Source organism: Tateyamaria sp. syn59, assembly GCF_007995245.1.
Lineage (GTDB): Bacteria > Pseudomonadota > Alphaproteobacteria > Rhodobacterales > Rhodobacteraceae > Tateyamaria.
The window spans coordinates 183215-200875 of the sequence record NZ_VCBA01000008.1 but is presented as its reverse complement, the minus strand read 5'-3'; the positions used below and the strand labels follow the sequence as shown (position 1 = coordinate 200875).

The following is a 17661-nucleotide window of genomic DNA, read 5'->3' as shown; positions in this document are numbered from 1 at the left end:
ATAGGCCGCTCCGCTAGACCCGCACCCCACGCACTCGGAGAATTTTTTTCTGTGAACCCGAAATTTGACCTTCTGGGCGACCCCATACCTGAGAACCACGGGGAACCCGGTGCCAATGGTCACATTGCGACCAAGGAAAACGTCAAGAAAGTCAAACTGTTACTTGTGTCGGGTTTTGAGAAGAAAGACATCGCCGCCGAGTTGGGAATTTCAGTCCCGACTTTGAACAAGCATTATTTTCGTTCTGGCCTAAAGGGCGTGAAGGCTGCGCGCAAGAAGGCGCTGGCTGAAGAGAAGGCCGCAAACCTCCTGCGGCTCGACCAGGCAGCAAGCAAGGGCAACGTAACTGCAATTCGCGAACTCAACTCGATCCTTGCAGCGGAAGCGATGAAGGATCTTGCCCGTGAGGTCGCGGGCGATGAAACAGGAGAAACAAAACCCAAACCCGCGCCGTCATCTGCGCCGCGCGGCAAGAAACAACAACAGGCGGACGCAGCGGTGCGGGCTATTGCTGGGAACCCGCTGTTGGACCCCAAGAGCGTGCATTAAATGGCTATGCTCGCGCCGACGCAGTTTGACGACTGGTCAACGGCGGTTCCCGATTGGGCCGATCGCATCATGCACGGCAAATCGATCTTCCCGAAGCTGCCGTTGTACGACGCGTACGCGGAAAAAGCGCTCAAGATCTTCAAGGGGTTGCGGAACCCTGATCTTGATGGCTTCCCGACCTTCGGCGAGATCTGCGACGAATGGGTGTTCAACCTGGTTCGAGTAGTTTTTGGCAGCTACGATCCGGAGCTTAAGAAGCGCTACCTTCGCGAGTTCTTCGTCATGATCCCGAAGAAGAACGGGAAAACGGCGATTGCGGCAGCGATCATCCTGACAGCTTGCATCCTGAACATGAGCCCATCGGCCTTGTTTATTCTTGTGGCTCCGTCGATTGATCTGGCGCGGAATGCGTTCGACACCATCTGCGGCATCATCGAGCGCACGGCGAGCATACGACCGCTGTTTTCGGAACCAACCACCAGCACCAAAACGGTGCGCAATCTGAACCCGGACATTCCGTCCAAGATCCAAATCAAGGCGGCTGATACCGACATCGTGACGGGGCTCAAAAACGCGACGGTCCTGATTGATGAAACCCACGTGTTTGCAAAGAAGGCAGACGCAAAGGGCATCTTTACCGAAATCCGAGGCGCGCTTTCGCATCCGCAAAACAAACACTTTCTGTTGCAGATCACCACGCAGTCGAAAAAGCCACCGGTTGGTGTTTATCGCTCTGAGTTGCAGACCGCTCGCCGCGTCCGCGATGGCAAACTGAAGCGCCCAATGCTGGCGTTGATCTACGAACTCCCCGTCGAGGCGGTGAAGGACGGTGGTTGGAAAGATGAAGACACATGGCACCTAGTCAATCCTCACATGGGGCGCAGCGTAGATTTAGACTATCTGCGCGACGAGGTGCAGAAGGCCGAGGACGAGGGTGAAGAAAGCTTAGCTCTTGTCGCTAGCCAGCACTTTAACGTCGAGATCGGCACGGGGCAGGGCGATGATGGTTGGTCTGCGCAACAGCACTGGGACAAGGCCACAATTGTCCTGACGCTGGAAGACCTGCTGGAACGGGTCGAGGTTTGCACCATTGGCGTTGACGGTGGTGGCGATGACGACCTTTGTGGCTTGGTTGTGTTGGGCAAGGAGAAACTCACCGGTGCCTATCTTGCCTGGTGCAAAGCTTGGGCGCAGCCAGAAGTCTTGAAGCGCCGCAAGTCGATTGCACCGGCGCTCGAAACATTCGAGCAAGATGGACATCTTGTTGTGTGCGCTGCGGATCGCCCCTTCCAGCATGTCGAAGAAGTGGTCGATCTGGTTCTTGAAGTCCAAGCAACGGGAAAGCTTGGAAAGGAATACTCCGTTGGTCTCGACAAAGCGGGCCTGCCGGAGCTGCAAACCGAACTAGAAAAAGCTGGCATTGTTGAGCCTTTGCTTACCCGCGTTCCGCAGGGTTGGGAGTTACAGGCCGCCATCAAGTCGATCCCGTTGCGTTTGAAGGCGCGTTTGATGTTGCACGGCGGTCAGCCCGTGTTTGCATGGTCGATCGCGAATGCACGCGTCTCAATACGTGGCTCAAACAGCTACATCGAAAAGGAGGTCGCAGGTGCGGCGAAAATTGACGTCGTGATTGGCCTCTTGAATGCGCACATGCTTTTGTCGCGCAATCCGGAACCGTCTGGGGGTGGACTGGACGACTTTCTCTTGAATCCGGTGATGGTCGCATGATCCTGAAAGCTGTTTCGCGCGGGCTGCATAGCGTCGCCAATTTGATGTCGGGCGAGAGCGGCTGGATCGACGCCACGAACGCTGAGCCGCTTTCGCAATACGGGACAACGTCGAAGGCTGGAACGGTGGTCAGTGGTGAGACGGCAATGTGTCTGTCCGCCGTTTGGGACGCGGTGCGCAAAACGAGTGGCGTCATCGGATCAACGCCACTTGCGCAATTCCAACGGGATGACAGCGGCAACCCGTCTCCGGTCGAGGATGACTTGCACAGCATTCTGACTTTGCAGCCTGCGCCGGGCATTACGCCAAGCCAGTTCTGGACGGGTCAGGTTGTGCAGATGCTTTTGCGGGGCAATGCCTATAATGAGCGTCTTGAGGTCGGTCGAAATCGTCGGCTGGTAGGCTTGCGGCCAATGTTCAATGTCACGCCAAAGCGCCAAGCGGACGGAACGTTTCGGTATCAGATAATCGATCGCGGGAAGCGATACGAAATGCCTGCCGATAAGGTGTTTCACCTGCGCGGCTTTGGTGCGGGCGACGGCTTAGGCATGTCTGCGATCAAGTACGGCACGCAGTCGATTGGCGCGGCGATTGCTGCGGACCAGTCGGCGGCGACGGTGTTCGCGAACTCTATGATGGTCGCGGGGGTGCTGTCGTCGGACTCGGCGCTGACCGCCGAGCAGCGCGCGCAGTTACAGGAGCTTTTGGAGCAATTCATCGGCTCCAGCAAAGCTGGCAAAACTCTCGTTTTGGAATCCGGTCTGAAATGGGATGCGGTTCAGCTCAACCCCGAAGACGCCCAGTTGCTGGAGACAAGGCGGTTCTCGGTCGAAGACGTTTGCCGATGGTTTGGCGTCCCGCCCGTTGTCATCGGGCACACCTCAAGTGGTCAAACCATGTTTGGGGCTGGCGTCGAGCAAGTCATGCTGAGCTGGCAGAAATTGGGCATTGGTCCGCTTTATCGGGCGATTGAGGATCAGATCAGGATGGATCTGATCGCCCCGCAGCATCGCGCGCGTCGCAGCTTCCGCTTTGACCGCCAATGGATGTTGGCAATGGACAGCGCCGCCTTGGGTGACTTCCTGCTGAAGCTTCGCATGGGTGGGTACATCAGCGGTGATGAAGGGCGATCCGAATGGCTTGGGATGTCGCGGCGCGGAGGCGATGCGGATGATCTGATCGTCAGCAGTGCGATGTCGCCCGTTGATATGCTTGGAAAGGAAAAGACATGACAATTCGCGATTTGCCGAAGGCTGACCTTTCGACCAAACCGGGCGCCAACGCCGATTTGACGGTTGAGGCTCTGGACCGCTGGAACCCGAGCTTAAGTGTTTCCGCCGAGAACAACGGAGAAAACTCGATCTCTGTTCTCGACCCGATTGGGGGTGGGTTCTTCTATGAGGGAGTCACGGCCAAACGCGTGGCAGCGGCATTGCGCAACATCGGTGAAGGTCCGGTCACAGTGAACGTGAACAGCCCTGGTGGCGACTTCTTTGAAGGGCTGGCAATCTACAATCTGCTGCGTGAGCATCCCGGCGAAGTGACGGTCAAAGTGCTGGGCATTGCCGCGTCTGCCGCATCAGCAATCGCTATGGCAGGAGATGAAATCCTGATTGCCCGCGCTGGTTTCTTCATGATCCACAACACGCAAGTCTGCGCATGCGGTGATCGCAATGCGCTTGCGGATGTAGCGACGTGGTTGGAACCCTTCGATGCTGCATTGTCGGACATTTACGCGGCGCGGACGGGTATTGATGCCGCCGAAATCGCACCGATGCTCGACAGGGAAACATGGATCGGTGGTGCAAGGGCTGTCCAAGACGGCTTTGCCGATGATTTGCTGCCATCCGATTACGTTGCCACGGAGCAATCCGGCGACGAACCCACAGACGCCAAGCGCGCAACAGCCAAAATGGATGTGCTCATGGCGAAACTTCAGATTCCAAGGTCTGAGCGGCGGTCCATGATCGCCGCAATGAAGGAGGGCACGCCCGGCGCTGCCCCGGCCAGTACGCCAAGCGCTGCTGGAACAGGCAAGCAAGACGCTGCCTTGATGGCGGGCCTAGGCGGCCTGTTGGCGAAACTCTCGTAACCAATCTCCCAAGAGGAAATCATGACAAAAATGATGAAAGCCGCGGTGCCCTTCGCGGTCCTTACAGCTATGGCAAATGTTCCGGCTGCGGTAATGTCTGAAGTGACGGCAGAGGGCGGCACCAACCCCGAACAGATGATCACGGCTTTGACGAAGAAAGTCGATGACATGGCCGGGCCGATCAAGGCCACGGCGGAAAAGGCGCTGGACGAGGTTAAGAACTTCGGCAAGGTCACCGAAGAAACGAAGGCGAACGCTGACAAGGCGCTTGCCGATATCACGGCGACAACGAAAGCTGTGGAAGAGTTGAAGGCGTCAATTGCGGGTATCGACGCCAAGATGCTGGATGTTTCACAGCAGCTCGCTGCTGGGGGCGGAGGCGGTTCGGGCGGTCAGGTCATGACGCTTGGCCAAGCAGTCGCCGCAGAGGATGAAAAGATTGCATCGTTTGTCGGAAACTCCTGCAACGGCAACCTGCTGATCCGGGTCGAAAACGCGATCACCACAGCGGGTGGTTCTGCTGGCGGTTTGATTTCTGCGCCGGAAGAGACAGAGCCGGTTCGCCTCGCGCGTCGCACCTTGCGCATCTGGCAACTGCTCGCCCAGGGCCGCACAGGGCAGGACATGGTCCACTATCGCCGCCAGGTGCTGCGGAACAATGCGGCAGCGATGGTGGCTGAGGGGGGCGTCATCCCGCCTTCGGAATATGGCTACGACAAGGATACAGCGCCGGTCAAAAAAATCGCGCACATCACCAACATCAGCGAAGAGGCGATGGCGGATGCAGACCAACTGCAAACCGAAATCGACAGCGAACTGCGTTACGGCTTGGATCTGGAACGCGAAATGCAGATCCTTGCAGGGGATGGTGCTGGCGAGAACCTGGACGGATTGGTGCCTAACGCAACAGCGTTTGTTGCTGCGGCCGGGTTGCCAAACCAGACGCGGATTGACCGCTTGCGTCTGGCGCTTCTGCAACTGACGCTTCAGGACTACATGGGGACGTCTATCGTCCTGAACCCGACAGATTGGGCCGCGATTGATCTGCTCAAGGACACGCAGAGCCGGTACATCTACGGGAACCCCGGCGTCATGTCCTCACCGATGTTGTGGGGCAAGACGGTCGTAGAAAGCAATTCCATGGCTGCTGGCGAATGGTTGGTCGGCGATCTGGAAATGGCAGCAACGATGTACCGCCGGAAAGATGTCGAGGTTCTGATCTCCAGCGAGCACGGAACCAACTTTGTCGAAGGTATGCTGACCATGAAGGGGACGGAACGTCTCGCGCTCGCCATCAAGCGCGCGCTGGCGATGGTCACTGGTGATTTCACCTTCGCTTAACCTTCGATCAATCTGAAACCGTAGCCCGTGACCCTTTGGTTGCGGGCTTTTTACTGGGAAGCTCCAAATGGCAACGAAACACCTCAGAATGCTTGGTTCGCGTCACACAGCTATCGGCACACTCCGTCGCGGAGTGATCTACCCGCTTGATGATGCGGATCACCGCGTCGCTAAGGTCATCAAGAACTTGACCGACAAAGGCACCAAGAAGGCACCCAAAGTTCCAGCCGCCGAACTCCTGACAAAGAGGCAGTTCGAAGAAGCACGAGAAGCCGTGGAGTCGCTCGAACCAAAACCGGAAGCAATCGACACCAAAGACCAAGCCCTGCGTGGTCAAGACGAGGCTCGGAACGAACTGGCGCAGGCCAAAAAGACGATGGCGGAGATGACCAAGGGGTTAGAAGCCGCGCAAGCTTCGCTCAAACAGCACGAAGAAATGCTGGTTGAGGTCCGTCGTGAGCGCGATGACATGGCATCAAAGCTTTCAGACGTCACCGCGCGCGCGGACGCAGCCGATGCCAAGCTTTCCTTGGCCTTGAAGGATCTGGAGGACGCGGCGACCGAGGTCGGAAAGGCGGACGAACGTGCCGACAACCTGGAAGCTTCCTTGGCTGATGCGACTGCGGAAAACACTCGGTTGAAATCAGAAGCTGCCAAAAAGTCAAAGCAGAGCGGCTAAATCGACAGGCCGCGTTGGGCCATCGCGGCCTGTCTTTCGAATTCGGATAAAGGGGAAAGGCAGTCATGCTGACGGTGTCAGACATCAAGCCACATCTCGGGATTATCGATCCCAACGATAACGACGACGATGCGCTGATAGCGGACTACCTTGACGCAGCAAAAGCGCGGATCGCACAACACACCCGTCGTGACCTCGACGCGGACTTTGCGCCTGACTTCCCGGACGATCTGTTGCAAGCACAACGATTGTTGGCGGCCCACTACTTCAACGACCGTGAGGGCGACGGTGCGCTCCCAGTAGGTGTGCGTTCATTGCTCGAAGCGTTCCGGGTATACTCATGATCCGCCTGGGTGAGCTGGACCGCAAAGCAATTTTCTATCACGAGGTGGAAACCGGTCGGAACGCTAAGAACGAGCCTGTTACAAGACGCGAGGAGCTTACGCGCGCGCGTGCAAGGCGTCGGGACGTATCCGATGCGGAGCGCTTTCAGGCGGGGCGTCAGGATGCGGCGCTCGTGTCTCGGTTTGTGGTTTTGTCTCGAACAGCTACGCGGCGCATCCGCGAACACATGGAGTTTCGTTGTGATGGCCTGCTTTGGCAGGTGCAGGGCATGAAGCAGGTAGACCTTGGTCGCAACCGCTTCTTGGAAATCACGGCGGTGAGCGTCAATGAAAATCTCGTTTAAGGTGGACGGGTTCAAAGACATTGAACGTGTCTTGATGAACCTGCCCAAAGCGACGGCCAAAGCGAGCGTGCGGCGTGTCCTTAAGAAAGGTGCGCAACCCATTGCTGATGCTGGGCAAGCCAACGCTCCCGAAGACGAGGGTGATCTGAAAGAGAGCTATGGGGTGGGCACCCGCCTAACCAAACGGCAGCGCAAAATCTCGAAGAAGGAAAGCGAGGTCGAAGTGTATGTCGGGCCGGGCGAAAAGGCGGCGGCGCAGGCGGTTCAAACCGAATTCGGCAACGTCCACCAGGCGCCACAACCGCACCTACGCCCGGCTTGGGACGCGCAGAAACTCAACGCCCTGACGATCATCCGCAAAGAGTTGTGGGCTGACGTTCAAAAGACGGTTGAGCGGTATCGAAAACGGCAAGCGAAGAAGGGCAAGCGATGAAAGACGCGCTGACGGCCATGTTTCTGGCCGATGCACGTTTGAATGCGCTGGTCCAAGGTCGCGTTCATTGGGGCAAACAACCGGCGCAGGTTGAAGGGCGTCCGTATCTGAACCTGACGGTAATCTCTGACCCGCGCACCTATCACATGAAAGGCCGCTCGGCGTTGAGGCGCACACGGGTTCAGGTCGATGCCTGGGCGGCGCTTTACGATGATGCGGACGCGGCGGAGACGGCCATTTCCGCGCTTGATGAAGCGTCAGCAACCGTCCGCGACGGCATCAGATTTCAAGGCATATTCGTCGCCGGTTCGCGCGACGTGACAGACGAAGGCGTTGATGGCGAGACACTGTTTCGCGCCAGCGTCGATTTGGACATCCATTGGAACGAGGAGACAAACCAATGACTGATGCAATCATTGGCAATGATTCAGAATTCTTGCGCGGCACGACCAGTGTCGGCGAAGTGATTGAGATTGGCCCACCGTCGCTGAGCCGTGACACGGTCGATGCAACGCATATGAAGTCGCCGGGTCGCTGGCGTGAATTCATCGCCGCGCTGAAGGATGGCGGCGAAGTCACTGTCGTGATCCAGTCGCCGCCCGCAAGCTCGGCCTTTCAAGCGATGATCGCGGACTTCAACAATGACGACGCCGAGGAATACACAATCCGATTTCCCGATGGGTCCACCTGGGCGATCAACGCGTTCATCACGGGTTTGGAAACGGATCCGCCCATGGATGACAGGGTCACGTCCACCGCGACGTTCAAGATCACGGGCGAGCCGGTCTTTGCCGTCGTCTGACGCATACGGTGCGCAAAAGTTTTACAGATCGGAGTAAGAGCATGACAAACCGAACACGCGGGCTGTTCGACATCAAAGTCGATGACACGACCTACAAGCTGCAATTCACAACCAACGCCATGGCGGAACTGGAAGACGCAGCCAACAAGGGCTTTCCGGAGTTCCTTGGCCATTTGGAGAAAAGCACTGAAAACGGCACCCTGCGTGTCGGTGATGTGCGCTTGCTCTTTTGGGCCGGATTGAAGGAGCATCAGCCTGACATCACCGTGGTGAAGGCCGGGCAGATCGTTCAGGATATTGGCGGCGTCGAGGCCGCCATGGAAAAGCTGGGTGAAGCGATCACTGCTGCAATGCCCGAAGCGAAAGCGGGGGACGCTGACAGCGAGGGAAAGCCCGAAGCGGCGGCCTAGACTGGCCGTCATACATCGAAGTCTGGATCGAGGCGGGCCAGGATCCCGCCTCCTTTTGGTCTATGACACTCCGCGAGGTGTCGATTGTCCTGACAGGTGCTGCACGGCGTATCGAACGTGAGCAGCTATTCAACGACCAGTTGGCCTACAAAACGGCTGAATTGGTGATGATCGGCTATCACAAGCCCAAGAAATTCCCACCATTTCGCAAGGTCGCGTCGAGCAAAAAGCGGCGAAAGGCCAAGCGTCAGACGTGGCAGCAACAGAAAGAAATCGCCATGATGTTTAACGCAGCCTTCGGTGGCAAGGTGACGGAATGAGCGCGTCTGTCATTGGCGCGCTGCGCGCTGTTCTTGGCCTCGACAGCGCATCCTTCAATGACGGCGCTGATGCTGCCGAGAAACGCCTGGCGAGGCTGCGCAAGTCCATGCAGCGCAGCGGGCGTCTGTTGAGCCAAGCAGGCCAGCGCATGACGGCTGGCCTGTCGCTGCCATTGATTGGGTTGGCCTATAAATCTGTCGATGCCCAGAAAGCGCAGGAGCGCGCTATCGCGTCTGTAGATGCTGCTCTGGAAAGCATGGGGCACGGCGCGGGGTTCACGCGGCAGGAATTGGAGGGCATGGCGTCTGCCTTGCAGGACGCATCCCTTTATGGCGACGAAGACATCCTGTCGCGGGTAACGGCCAATTTGCTGACCTTCGGCAATGTTTCGGGCGACGTATTCACACGCGCGCAGGGACTGGCGGTGGATCTGTCGGCGCGTTTGGGTCAGGATCTGCAATCGTCCACGATCCTAGTTGGTAAAGCGTTGAACGACCCCATCAAGGGTTTGTCTGCTCTGACCCGCGTTGGTGTGTCCTTTACCGAACAGCAAAAGGAACAGATCAAGGCGATGGCCGAGGCCGGAAACGTGGCCGGTGCGCAGACCATGATCCTGAACGAACTGGAAAAGCAGTACAAAGGGCAAGCGCTTGCCCTCGCGCAGACGGATAGCGGTCGCATCACACAAGCGTGGAACGCCATTGGGGACGCGACGGAGCGTGTGGGCGCGATCATCTTGCCCATCGTCGCGGAGTTCGCTGACCGCATTAAAGGGCTCGCGGAGCGGTTTCAGGGCCTGTCGCCCGAAACACAGCGCTTTGTCGTGGTCGGTGGCGCACTTGCCGCCGCGATTGGCCCGGCTGTCACCGCGCTTGGTTTGATGATGGTCGCGGTTGCGCCTATGGCCGGTGCAATTGCCGCCGTTGTGTCGCCCTTGGGGTTGATGGCTGCGGGCATCACGGCGGGGGCTGTTGCGATCTACCAGAATTGGGACAGCTTGAAGACTGACTTTCCGGCGATCACGGGTGCCATAGAGGCTGGGCTGTCAGGATTGAAGGCCGGGTTCCAGCGCTTTGCCGACGCGGCGGTCGTTATCTTGCAGGGCATCAAGGACGGGTTTCGCCTACTGGCCACTGGCGTTGAAGCGCTTTTGAACGGCGATTTTAGGACCGCGTTGCAGGTCGGTGTCGATATCATCCGGAACTTCGGTCAGATGATCATTGACGCGCTCGGTGCGCTTGTCGGGGACATCGCGCAAGCCGCGATGGATCTGGGTCGCAACATCGTTGATGGCCTGAAGGCTGGTATCCAAGAAAAGTGGCAGGACATCAGAGCCTACATTCAGGAGCTTGCGATGCAGTTGCCTGAATGGATCCGAAAGCCCCTCGGTATAAACTCGCCGTCTCGTGTGTTTGCGGAAATTGGTGGTTTTTTGATGGACGGGCTTGCTCAAGGTATTGAGCGCGGTTCGGCTGGCGTTCTGGCGGCTATGGGATCTGTGACGAGTTCCTTGTCCCGAACCAATCTCACGGACGTTGCAGACTCTGCTCAGAAGTCTTTCGCCGGGCTTGGCAAGACTGCGGGTGATGTCGCTGGTCGTATGGGCCGGATGTTCGGCGCGGGTGTGAGGGGCGCTCGGTCCCTCAAGGATGCGCTGAACAGCGCCTTACAAAGTCTCAGCAGGCTTCTCTTGGAACAAGCAAAGGCTGGACTGACGGACGCGCTCGGCGGTGGCTTGGGTGGGAAGCTGGTTGGCGGTTTCTTGGGGGGCCTGATGGGCTTTCAGAACGGCGGTTCCTTCGAAGTCGGCGGCGTTGGCGGCATCGACAGTCAGATCGTCGCCTTCAGGGCGTCGCCGGATGAAACCGTACACGTGACCAAGCCTGGCCAAGGTCTTTCAGGCGGCGGCGGATTTGTTTGGCATGGCGATCTCAACATCCAGTCAGCAAGTGATCAGCCTCAAGAGGTCGCCGCCGAGACGGTGGAGGCGCTGCGCGGCATGATCGGCCACGTTGTCGATGATCGTTTGACGCAAAGCACGCGGGCGAACGGCATGATGGATCTTCTCTACGAGAAAAAGGGAGGCATCGGATGATCCCTTCCTTTCTTGATGATGTGCCCCAGCCTGTGGTGAAGGGCTATTCCCGAAAGAAGAGGGCGGGTGTGCGGCGCGCTGAGTTCGAAGGCGGCTATAGCCAAAGGTCAGGAACTGGCCCGAACGCCGTCATCGCATCGGTGCGTCTGCAATGGGTGCAGGCAAACGCGCCCATTGACGCTATAGATGACTTCCTGGAAGCGCGCGCAGGCAAAGAGGTGTTTTACTATCGACTGCCTGACGACAGTGTTGATCGGCTTTGGACATGCGCTGAATGGGACGTGAACCCTAAAGGCCCGAATGCCAAGGAACTGACCGCCACCCTGCAGCAAGAGTTCGACGTCGTCTGATGCATCAGTTTGAAGATCCGATGCGCCGCGAGTTGGAAGGTTTCGCGATCGATGATGTCGTGGAGCTGTTCACCGTCGATGCGCGCATGATCGGCGGAGATGTTTACCGATTTGCGCCGACATCGGTTCCGGGCGCTGCCGACGCACGGGTCCAACCGGTCTTTGGCGGTGAAACATACGCGGTCATTCCATTCGAATCCGAGGGCTGGGAATGGTCCGCAGGTGGGACGCTCCCGCAACCCACAGTGCGCTTTCTGATGGCGCGAGAAGACGGCGACCAAGTATCGGTCGCGGCCTTCCTGCTGTCGATGGTGGAAGCCTACGATGATCTTCTGGGTGCGCAGGTTCATCGCCTGCAAACGCTGCGGAAGTTCTTGGACGACGGGTCAGAACCTAACCCGCAAGCGCATATGGGTGTCGAGATCTACACGGTCACCCAAAAGACGAAACAGACGCCGGACATGATTGAGTTTCGTCTCAGTTCGGCCCTCGATCTTGAAGACGTGGTTCTGCCGCGCCGTCAGGTATTGAACTATTGCCAGTGGGCCTATCGGCGGGCGCGGTCGGATGGCAGCTTCGATTACTCCAATGCGACATGCCCCTATGTGGGCATGTCGTATTTCGACGCCACGGGCAATCCGGTTTCTGACCCAAGGCAGGATCGATGCAGGCGCCAGTTGAGCGACTGCAAGCTGCGCTTTGGCCAGCACGCAAAACTGCCCTTTGGCGGGTTTCCCGGCGCAGGCAAGTTTAGAGGATAGCGGAGATGTTCCACCCTGAGTTTTACCGTCAGCCCGGCGGTGTGTTTTCGCATGAGGTGATCGCGGATGCGTCTGCCCATGCCGTGGAATGCGCGCCACACGAAGCTTGCGGGTTGGTGCGTGATGGCCGGTACGTGCCTTGCAGGAATGTCGCCGCAGATCCTGCCGTCGCATTCGAGATTTCTCCCGTGACGATGGGCAAGGCGTTCAAGGTCGGTGATCTGGAAGCGGTCATTCACTCGCATCCTGATGGGCCATGGTGGCCGTCACAGGCTGACATGGCAGGCCAGATCGAAACGGGCTTGCCTTGGGCCATTCTGGTGCCTGGTGAAGACACTGCGGAGTTTGCCTGCCAATGGGGTGGAGCGCGTCCGCCAGTATTTCATCACGGGCTGCACGTGCCGCGCGCGTTCCTGCATGGCGTGAGCGACTGCTATTCGTTGGTGAAGGACTATTACGCCGAAGCGCGTGGAATGTCGCTCGCCGAGTTTCCCCGCGATTGGGAATGGTGGGTAAAGCCAGAAACCGACGGCGGCCTGTATCTGGACAACTTGGAAGCCCAAGGGTTTGAGGTCATTTCGACCGCGCCGCATGAGTATGCGGCGCTGGCCAAGCCCGGTGATGCCTACCTCATGTCCGTTCGATCCAAGGTGCCCAACCATGCGGGCATCTACCTTGGTGAAGGTCTGTTGCTGGAACACATTCACGGCAACCTGTCACATCGCGAGCCAATTGCACGCAAGCTGAAACACATCACCCATTGGCTAAGGCCAAAGGCGCTCTGAGGGCGGTTTCGATGGTTCAGCCAACTCACCGAAACGAGCATAAATAATGATCCGCACAGTCTACCTGCACGGGGCCTTGGGAGAAGCCTTTGGCCTCGAATTCCGCTTGGCGATCGACAGCCCGGCGGAGGCCGTTCGCGCGCTCTGTACTATGGTTGATGGCTTTGAAGCGCATATGCGTGACCGCTACTACCAGGTGTTTCGCGGTGCGGAGATCGACGGGCGGGACCAGACCCCGCAGGAACTGCATGTGGTCTTCGCAGACGATGAAACAGAACTGCATATCGTGCCGCGCGCGATTGGAGCCAAGCGGCGCGGGCTTGGCAAGATCATTCTGGGATCTGTGCTGATCGCCGCGTCATTTCTCATTCCTGGCTCTACACAGTTTCTGACTGCCGTGTCTGATTTTGCAGCACGGACTGGTGTGGCACTCGCGCTTGGCGGCGTGTCCCAGATGCTGGCCCCAACCCCATCGAGGGCAAACTACGAAGAACGCGAGCAGCCAAAATCGCAACTCTTTGGCAGCGCCGTAAACGTCACCGCGCCGGGTGTCGCTGTGCCTGTGTTGGTCGGCGAATGCGAGGTTGGCTCCGTGGTCGTATCCGCCGCCATCCATGTCGAGGACCGGATCGGATGAACAAACCGCTTCGAGGTGCAAAGGGTGGGGGTAAGGGCGGCTCACAGCAGCAGCGCACGCCCTATGAGGCCCCCGACAACCTGCTTACGGACGCCACGGCGATGGTGCTGGACGTGGTGTCCGAAGGCGAGATCGAAGGCTGGGCAGATCCTGACTATCCGGCCAAGTGCGTCTATTTCGATGACACGCCGCTTCAGAACCCGGATGGCACCTTCAACTTTTCCGGGGTGCGGTTTGAACTGCGCACAGGCACACCGGATCAAGAGCCTGTGCCCGGTTTTGCCGCTGTCGAAAACGAGGTCGGCGTTGGTGTCGAGGTCAAGCAATCCCAGCCTGTCTCTCGCAGCATCACAGCAGAAGATGTCGATGCCATCCGGGTCAAGGTGGGCGTGAGCCAGTTGACCTTTCTCAACAAGGACAATGGTGATTTGACCGGCGCGACGGTGGATTTCTCGATCGATCTGCAAGCCGGGAATGCGGGCTGGAATACCATTGCGGATTTGCGTCTAAGCGGCAAAACCACGTCCGGTTATCAGCGCGCCTACCGGGTGGAACTGCCGCCCGTGCGGCCCGTCACGGTGCGCGTGCGCCGCCGCACACCGGACCAGACGGTAAGCAACATCTCCGATGATCTGTTCTTCGTGTCCTACACGGAAATCATCGACGCCAAGTTGTCCTACCCAAACACCGCCTATGTCGCGCTTGCGGTTCCTGCGCAGGCTTTCGGTGGCCGCATTCCGCGCCGATCCTATCGCCTGAAGGGCATGAAGTGCTGGGTGCCCAGCAACTATGATCCGGTCACCCGAACCTACGATGAGACGACGATTTGGGATGGCACGTTTAAGTACGTTTATTCCAACAACCCGGCGTTCTTCACCTACACGGTGTTTCTGGAAAATCGTTGGGGGCTGGGGGAGCGCATTGCGCCTGAACTCGTAGACAAGTGGCGGATCTACCAGATCGGCAAGTATTGCGATGAAAACGTGCCAGACGGTCGAGGTGGGGTCGAGCCGCGCTTCACCATGAACGGGCCGATGAACACCCGTGAGGCGGCATATCAGGTCATCACCCAACTTTCATCGGCATGGCGTGGGGTGACCTATTGGGGCGCGGGTGCCGTGGTGCCGGTGCAGGATGCACCCGCCGATCCGGTCAAGCTGGTGACCAATGCCAACGTGGTCGATGGCGCGTTCAACTACGCGGGCTCGGACCTATCGGCGCGCAAGACAGCTGTTGTGGCCAGTCTCCGCGATCCGGAGGATCACTACAGGCTCAAGGCGGGCATCGTCTATGAAGATCACGATGCGATCCAGCGGTACGGTCGACGGCAGTCAGACATCAATTTGCCCTACACAACATCGCGGGGCGAAGGATTGCGCGCTGCAAAATGGCTGGTCGATACGGACACAACCCAGCGTGACACGGTGACCTATCAAGCGGGCTATGACCACGCTGCCCTGCGCCCCGGCGACCGTATCCTGATTGCCGATAAACACCGCATGGGCTTTCGCATGGGGGGGCGGGTTCTATCGATCACGGCAGATCGGCGGTCGCTGACGATCGATGATCCTGTGACGCTTCAGGCGGCAGAGACCTACAGGCTGCTGCTGGCCAATGATGTGGGCGACTTTGTAGAGGCGTCTCTTATTGCGGGGCAGGACGGGGTGGTGACAGATCTGGCCGTGACGGCGCCGCTTCCGGCCAACATCCGGCCCGGTACCGTGTTCATCATGACCGCATCGAACCTTGCGCCGCGCCTTTTCCGCGTGCTGTCCAACAGGCCCAAAAAGCACCTCTTCGGCATTATCGCCCTTGAGGATGACCCGAACAAGTTTGCCCGCATCGAGCAGGGCATTCGAGTGGACGACACAGCGCCCTACATCTTGCCGTCGCTAGGACGTCCGTCTGTCACGCGCGCGCTCGACGTGCGCACGTGGTTCCGAGCGAGTCCAACGGGGCTGGTGGCCACGATCAGTTGGCAAAGCCCCATCACGGGTGCCGCCTTGTCGTATCGGGTTGCCTTCACGGATGCCGACGGACAGCGCCGGATCCTGCCCGACACACCAATGCAGTCGGTCGATATCGCGCTAGAAGGGACACAGGAAGGGCCATATCGCGTCGAGGTCGCTGCGGTGAATACTGCGACAGGGGTTGCGTCCGACTTTGTGCCCAAGTTGTTCCGTCTGTCTGCTGACCTGATCTATCCGGCAGATGTGACCGGACTGCGGATCAAGGTGATCGGGGACTATGCCCAGCTCACATGGGACGCAGGCGGGCCATCGGTCGCACACTACCACGTGCGCCACTTGGCGACGGGTTCCGGGGATGGCTGGCAGCAGGCCGTTGACGTTGAAGTTGATGTGCCAGGCCGGTCTGTGACCGTCCCGTCGCTGCCGGGGCGCTTCCTGGTCAAGGCGGTATCGGTGTTTGGCACCGCGAGCCGCAACGCCGTGTCCGTCGAGAACACCAGCATGTCGCTGCAACATTTCAACGTGGTGAAAACCATCACGGAGGCCCCGCACTGGCCCGGTTTGAAATCGCCAGGCATGGCAGCCGTATCCGGATCGCTTGGGCTCTATTCCGATGCGCCGATCCAAACCTGGTCAAACCTGCAGGACGTCCGGCGGATCGGGTTTGAGGGCGGCGCGGTCTCGGCAGGAGAATATCTCGTTTCCGAACAGGTCGATCTGACCGACGTCTACACCTCACGTCTGTCGGCGCAGTTGCAAGCCTTCGGGTACCTAGTGGATGATGCGATGGCGGGGTGGTCCAGCCTGTCGATTCTCGACAATCTGACACGTGTGGATGATGACGCCTGGTCTGTGCGCCTTCAGGTCAGCGTGACGTCCGAGGATCCAAGCGACCCGGCGGCCACCTGGTCGGACTGGGCTGACTTCTACGTGGGCGACTACGTTGCCCGTGGCTTCCGGTTCCGGCTTTTGATGAACAGCAACGATCCGGTTGTCAGCATCCGCATCAATGCGTTGTCCTTGCTGATCGACATGCCAGACAGGATTGAGGCCGGGGATGATGTCGAGTGTCCGCCAACAGGTGTCTACGTTGCCTTCCTGCCGCCGTTTAGGGAACGGCCAGCCATCGCAGTGGACGGGCAGGAGCTGCCATCTGGCGCGCGCTCGATCCGCACACAGGTGACGCGCGAGGGCTTTCACCAGCGATTTGTCGATCCGTCTGGGACAGGGGTCGCCTGTTCCTTCGACTGGGTGGCCAAGGGATATGGCCGCGTGCAGTAGCGCGGCCCGATTTTGCAAACAGAGGAGGGGCCAAGATGGCTCAATATGATTTCGGGGTCATCGATCCCGAAGCGACAAACGGTGCGCAACTCGCAGAGTTGCTGGGATTGTTTCGGGACGCGCTGAACTCTGGGCATGGCGGGGTGGCCCGTCCCCCTTACGCGGTCGCTGGGACGGTGTGGATCGATACGTCGGCCCCAAACTGGCGCGTGATGCTGTTTGATGGGTCAGCCGACATCTTCCTCTTTGAGATCGACGTCGCAGCGGGTGAGCGGGTGTCTGACAGCCCGAAGATATTTCGGGTGCTGCATCAGGAATCGCCCACCACTCGGGGTGGAGCGTCTGGTAACGATGTAGCCGTACAACGAAAGCTTAACGTCGTTGATGTGAACGATGTTCCCGGTGCTTCATTGCAGGCTTCGACATGTACATTGCCCGCCGGGACTTATGATGTTTTTGGATCGTCCATCAGCGCCGGGACCCTGCAGTCACAAGTTTCACTGCGTGACGCGGCATCAGGAATCGATCTGGTCTACGGATTGTCTGTCGAAAGCAGCGGTATCTACCTGTCCACGGCTACAAGCCTGGTGGTCGGTCGTTTTACACTCTCCGCACAGGGAGCGGTCCAGATGTGGCACGTATCAAACGTGTCGAATAACAACGGTTTGGGCGAACCGGTCGGCTACGCGGGATGGCCGAACATCTACGCGCAACTCGAATTCCGAAAGGTGGCCTGATC

The 17661-nt window shown here is 58.7% G+C and carries 20 protein-coding genes; all 20 read left to right on the top strand.

Annotation, left to right across the window (positions count from 1 at the left end):
• Positions 1-51: 51 nt before the first annotated feature.
• The 20 genes from FD715_RS16325 (at position 52) to FD715_RS16230 (ending at position 17659) form a co-directional block, all read left to right on the top strand.
• On the top strand, positions 52-549 hold the full coding sequence (locus tag FD715_RS16325; protein ID WP_147112123.1) for a hypothetical protein: 498 nt from the start codon (positions 52-54) through the stop codon (positions 547-549).
• Positions 550-2277 carry a terminase TerL endonuclease subunit gene (locus FD715_RS16320; protein ID WP_223274925.1) on the top strand — a complete coding sequence of 576 codons (1728 nt, stop codon included), beginning with the start codon at positions 550-552 and terminating at the stop codon, positions 2275-2277.
• Positions 2274-3509, top strand: a complete 1236-nt coding sequence (locus FD715_RS16315) for a phage portal protein (protein WP_147112120.1) — start codon at positions 2274-2276, stop codon at positions 3507-3509. The genes FD715_RS16320 and FD715_RS16315 overlap by 4 nt, the downstream gene beginning before the upstream one ends.
• Positions 3506-4369, top strand: a complete 864-nt coding sequence (locus tag FD715_RS16310) for a head maturation protease, ClpP-related (RefSeq protein ID WP_147112117.1) — start codon at positions 3506-3508, stop codon at positions 4367-4369. The genes FD715_RS16315 and FD715_RS16310 overlap by 4 nt, the downstream gene beginning before the upstream one ends.
• Before the next feature lie 21 nt (positions 4370-4390).
• The gene (locus FD715_RS16305) at positions 4391-5710 is read left to right on the top strand and encodes a phage major capsid protein (protein ID WP_147112114.1); all 1320 of its coding nucleotides are present in this window, start codon (positions 4391-4393) and stop codon (positions 5708-5710) included.
• A gap of 67 nt (positions 5711-5777) precedes the next feature.
• Positions 5778-6389, top strand: coding sequence for a hypothetical protein (locus FD715_RS16300; protein WP_147112111.1), 612 nt, complete (start codon positions 5778-5780; stop codon positions 6387-6389).
• 65 nt (positions 6390-6454) lie between these two features.
• Positions 6455-6733 (top strand): head-tail connector protein, encoded by a 279-nt coding sequence (locus FD715_RS16295; protein ID WP_147112109.1) that lies wholly within the window; start codon positions 6455-6457, stop codon positions 6731-6733.
• Positions 6730-7077: a phage head closure protein gene (locus FD715_RS16290; protein WP_147112106.1), complete on the top strand. Its 348-nt coding sequence runs from the start codon at positions 6730-6732 to the stop codon at positions 7075-7077. Before FD715_RS16295 ends, FD715_RS16290 begins: the two co-directional genes overlap by 4 nt.
• Positions 7061-7510: an HK97-gp10 family putative phage morphogenesis protein gene (locus tag FD715_RS16285; protein ID WP_147112103.1), complete on the top strand. Its 450-nt coding sequence runs from the start codon at positions 7061-7063 to the stop codon at positions 7508-7510. The genes FD715_RS16290 and FD715_RS16285 overlap by 17 nt, the downstream gene beginning before the upstream one ends.
• A complete protein-coding gene (locus tag FD715_RS16280; protein WP_147112099.1) occupies positions 7507-7914 on the top strand; it encodes a DUF3168 domain-containing protein in 408 nt (135 codons plus the stop codon). The genes FD715_RS16285 and FD715_RS16280 overlap by 4 nt, the downstream gene beginning before the upstream one ends.
• Positions 7911-8312, top strand: a complete 402-nt coding sequence (locus FD715_RS16275) for a phage tail tube protein (protein ID WP_147112096.1) — start codon at positions 7911-7913, stop codon at positions 8310-8312. The genes FD715_RS16280 and FD715_RS16275 overlap by 4 nt, the downstream gene beginning before the upstream one ends.
• Positions 8313-8353: 41 nt before the next feature.
• On the top strand, positions 8354-8722 hold the full coding sequence (locus FD715_RS16270; RefSeq protein ID WP_147112093.1) for a GTA-gp10 family protein: 369 nt from the start codon (positions 8354-8356) through the stop codon (positions 8720-8722).
• Between the two features lie 77 nt (positions 8723-8799).
• Positions 8800-9042: a hypothetical protein gene (locus FD715_RS16265; protein ID WP_189799517.1), complete on the top strand. Its 243-nt coding sequence runs from the start codon at positions 8800-8802 to the stop codon at positions 9040-9042.
• Positions 9039-11138 carry a phage tail length tape measure family protein gene (locus FD715_RS16260; protein WP_147112088.1) on the top strand — a complete coding sequence of 700 codons (2100 nt, stop codon included), beginning with the start codon at positions 9039-9041 and terminating at the stop codon, positions 11136-11138. The genes FD715_RS16265 and FD715_RS16260 overlap by 4 nt, the downstream gene beginning before the upstream one ends.
• Entirely contained in the window at positions 11135-11488 is a 354-nt protein-coding gene (locus FD715_RS16255) for a phage tail protein (protein WP_147112086.1), read from the top strand. Before FD715_RS16260 ends, FD715_RS16255 begins: the two co-directional genes overlap by 4 nt.
• Positions 11488-12249 (top strand): phage minor tail protein L, encoded by a 762-nt coding sequence (locus tag FD715_RS16250; RefSeq protein WP_147112082.1) that lies wholly within the window; start codon positions 11488-11490, stop codon positions 12247-12249. Before FD715_RS16255 ends, FD715_RS16250 begins: the two co-directional genes overlap by 1 nt.
• A gap of 5 nt (positions 12250-12254) precedes the next feature.
• A complete protein-coding gene (locus tag FD715_RS16245) occupies positions 12255-13034 on the top strand; it encodes a C40 family peptidase (RefSeq protein ID WP_147112080.1) in 780 nt (259 codons plus the stop codon).
• A gap of 46 nt (positions 13035-13080) precedes the next feature.
• The gene (locus FD715_RS16240; RefSeq protein WP_147112077.1) at positions 13081-13671 is read left to right on the top strand and encodes a tail assembly protein; all 591 of its coding nucleotides are present in this window, start codon (positions 13081-13083) and stop codon (positions 13669-13671) included.
• Positions 13668-16922 carry a host specificity protein J gene (locus FD715_RS16235; protein WP_189799516.1) on the top strand — a complete coding sequence of 1085 codons (3255 nt, stop codon included), beginning with the start codon at positions 13668-13670 and terminating at the stop codon, positions 16920-16922. The genes FD715_RS16240 and FD715_RS16235 overlap by 4 nt, the downstream gene beginning before the upstream one ends.
• A 35-nt stretch (positions 16923-16957) precedes the next feature.
• Entirely contained in the window at positions 16958-17659 is a 702-nt protein-coding gene (locus FD715_RS16230; protein ID WP_147112073.1) for a hypothetical protein, read from the top strand.
• The last annotated feature ends 2 nt before the right edge of the window (positions 17660-17661 follow it).

Excerpts from the sequence above, each read along its gene's own strand:
- FD715_RS16285 (WP_147112103.1), top strand. The coding sequence starts at position 7,061 with ATGAAAATCTCGTTTAAGGTGGACGGGTTCAAAGACATTGAACGTGTC.
- FD715_RS16260 (WP_147112088.1), top strand. The coding sequence starts at position 9,039 with ATGAGCGCGTCTGTCATTGGCGCGCTGCGCGCTGTTCTTGGCCTCGAC.
- FD715_RS16245 (WP_147112080.1), top strand. The coding sequence starts at position 12,255 with ATGTTCCACCCTGAGTTTTACCGTCAGCCCGGCGGTGTGTTTTCGCAT.
- FD715_RS16230 (WP_147112073.1), top strand. The coding sequence starts at position 16,958 with ATGGCTCAATATGATTTCGGGGTCATCGATCCCGAAGCGACAAACGGT.
- FD715_RS16295 (WP_147112109.1), top strand. The coding sequence starts at position 6,455 with ATGCTGACGGTGTCAGACATCAAGCCACATCTCGGGATTATCGATCCC.
- FD715_RS16240 (WP_147112077.1), top strand. The coding sequence starts at position 13,081 with ATGATCCGCACAGTCTACCTGCACGGGGCCTTGGGAGAAGCCTTTGGC.
- FD715_RS16310 (WP_147112117.1), top strand. The coding sequence starts at position 3,506 with ATGACAATTCGCGATTTGCCGAAGGCTGACCTTTCGACCAAACCGGGC.
- FD715_RS16305 (WP_147112114.1), top strand. The coding sequence starts at position 4,391 with ATGACAAAAATGATGAAAGCCGCGGTGCCCTTCGCGGTCCTTACAGCT.
- FD715_RS16280 (WP_147112099.1), top strand. The coding sequence starts at position 7,507 with ATGAAAGACGCGCTGACGGCCATGTTTCTGGCCGATGCACGTTTGAAT.
- FD715_RS16255 (WP_147112086.1), top strand. The coding sequence starts at position 11,135 with ATGATCCCTTCCTTTCTTGATGATGTGCCCCAGCCTGTGGTGAAGGGC.
- FD715_RS16235 (WP_189799516.1), top strand. The coding sequence starts at position 13,668 with ATGAACAAACCGCTTCGAGGTGCAAAGGGTGGGGGTAAGGGCGGCTCA.
- FD715_RS16275 (WP_147112096.1), top strand. The coding sequence starts at position 7,911 with ATGACTGATGCAATCATTGGCAATGATTCAGAATTCTTGCGCGGCACG.
- FD715_RS16315 (WP_147112120.1), top strand. The coding sequence starts at position 2,274 with ATGATCCTGAAAGCTGTTTCGCGCGGGCTGCATAGCGTCGCCAATTTG.
- FD715_RS16320 (WP_223274925.1), top strand. The coding sequence starts at position 550 with ATGGCTATGCTCGCGCCGACGCAGTTTGACGACTGGTCAACGGCGGTT.
- FD715_RS16290 (WP_147112106.1), top strand. The coding sequence starts at position 6,730 with ATGATCCGCCTGGGTGAGCTGGACCGCAAAGCAATTTTCTATCACGAG.
- FD715_RS16270 (WP_147112093.1), top strand. The coding sequence starts at position 8,354 with ATGACAAACCGAACACGCGGGCTGTTCGACATCAAAGTCGATGACACG.
- FD715_RS16300 (WP_147112111.1), top strand. The coding sequence starts at position 5,778 with ATGGCAACGAAACACCTCAGAATGCTTGGTTCGCGTCACACAGCTATC.
- FD715_RS16250 (WP_147112082.1), top strand. The coding sequence starts at position 11,488 with ATGCATCAGTTTGAAGATCCGATGCGCCGCGAGTTGGAAGGTTTCGCG.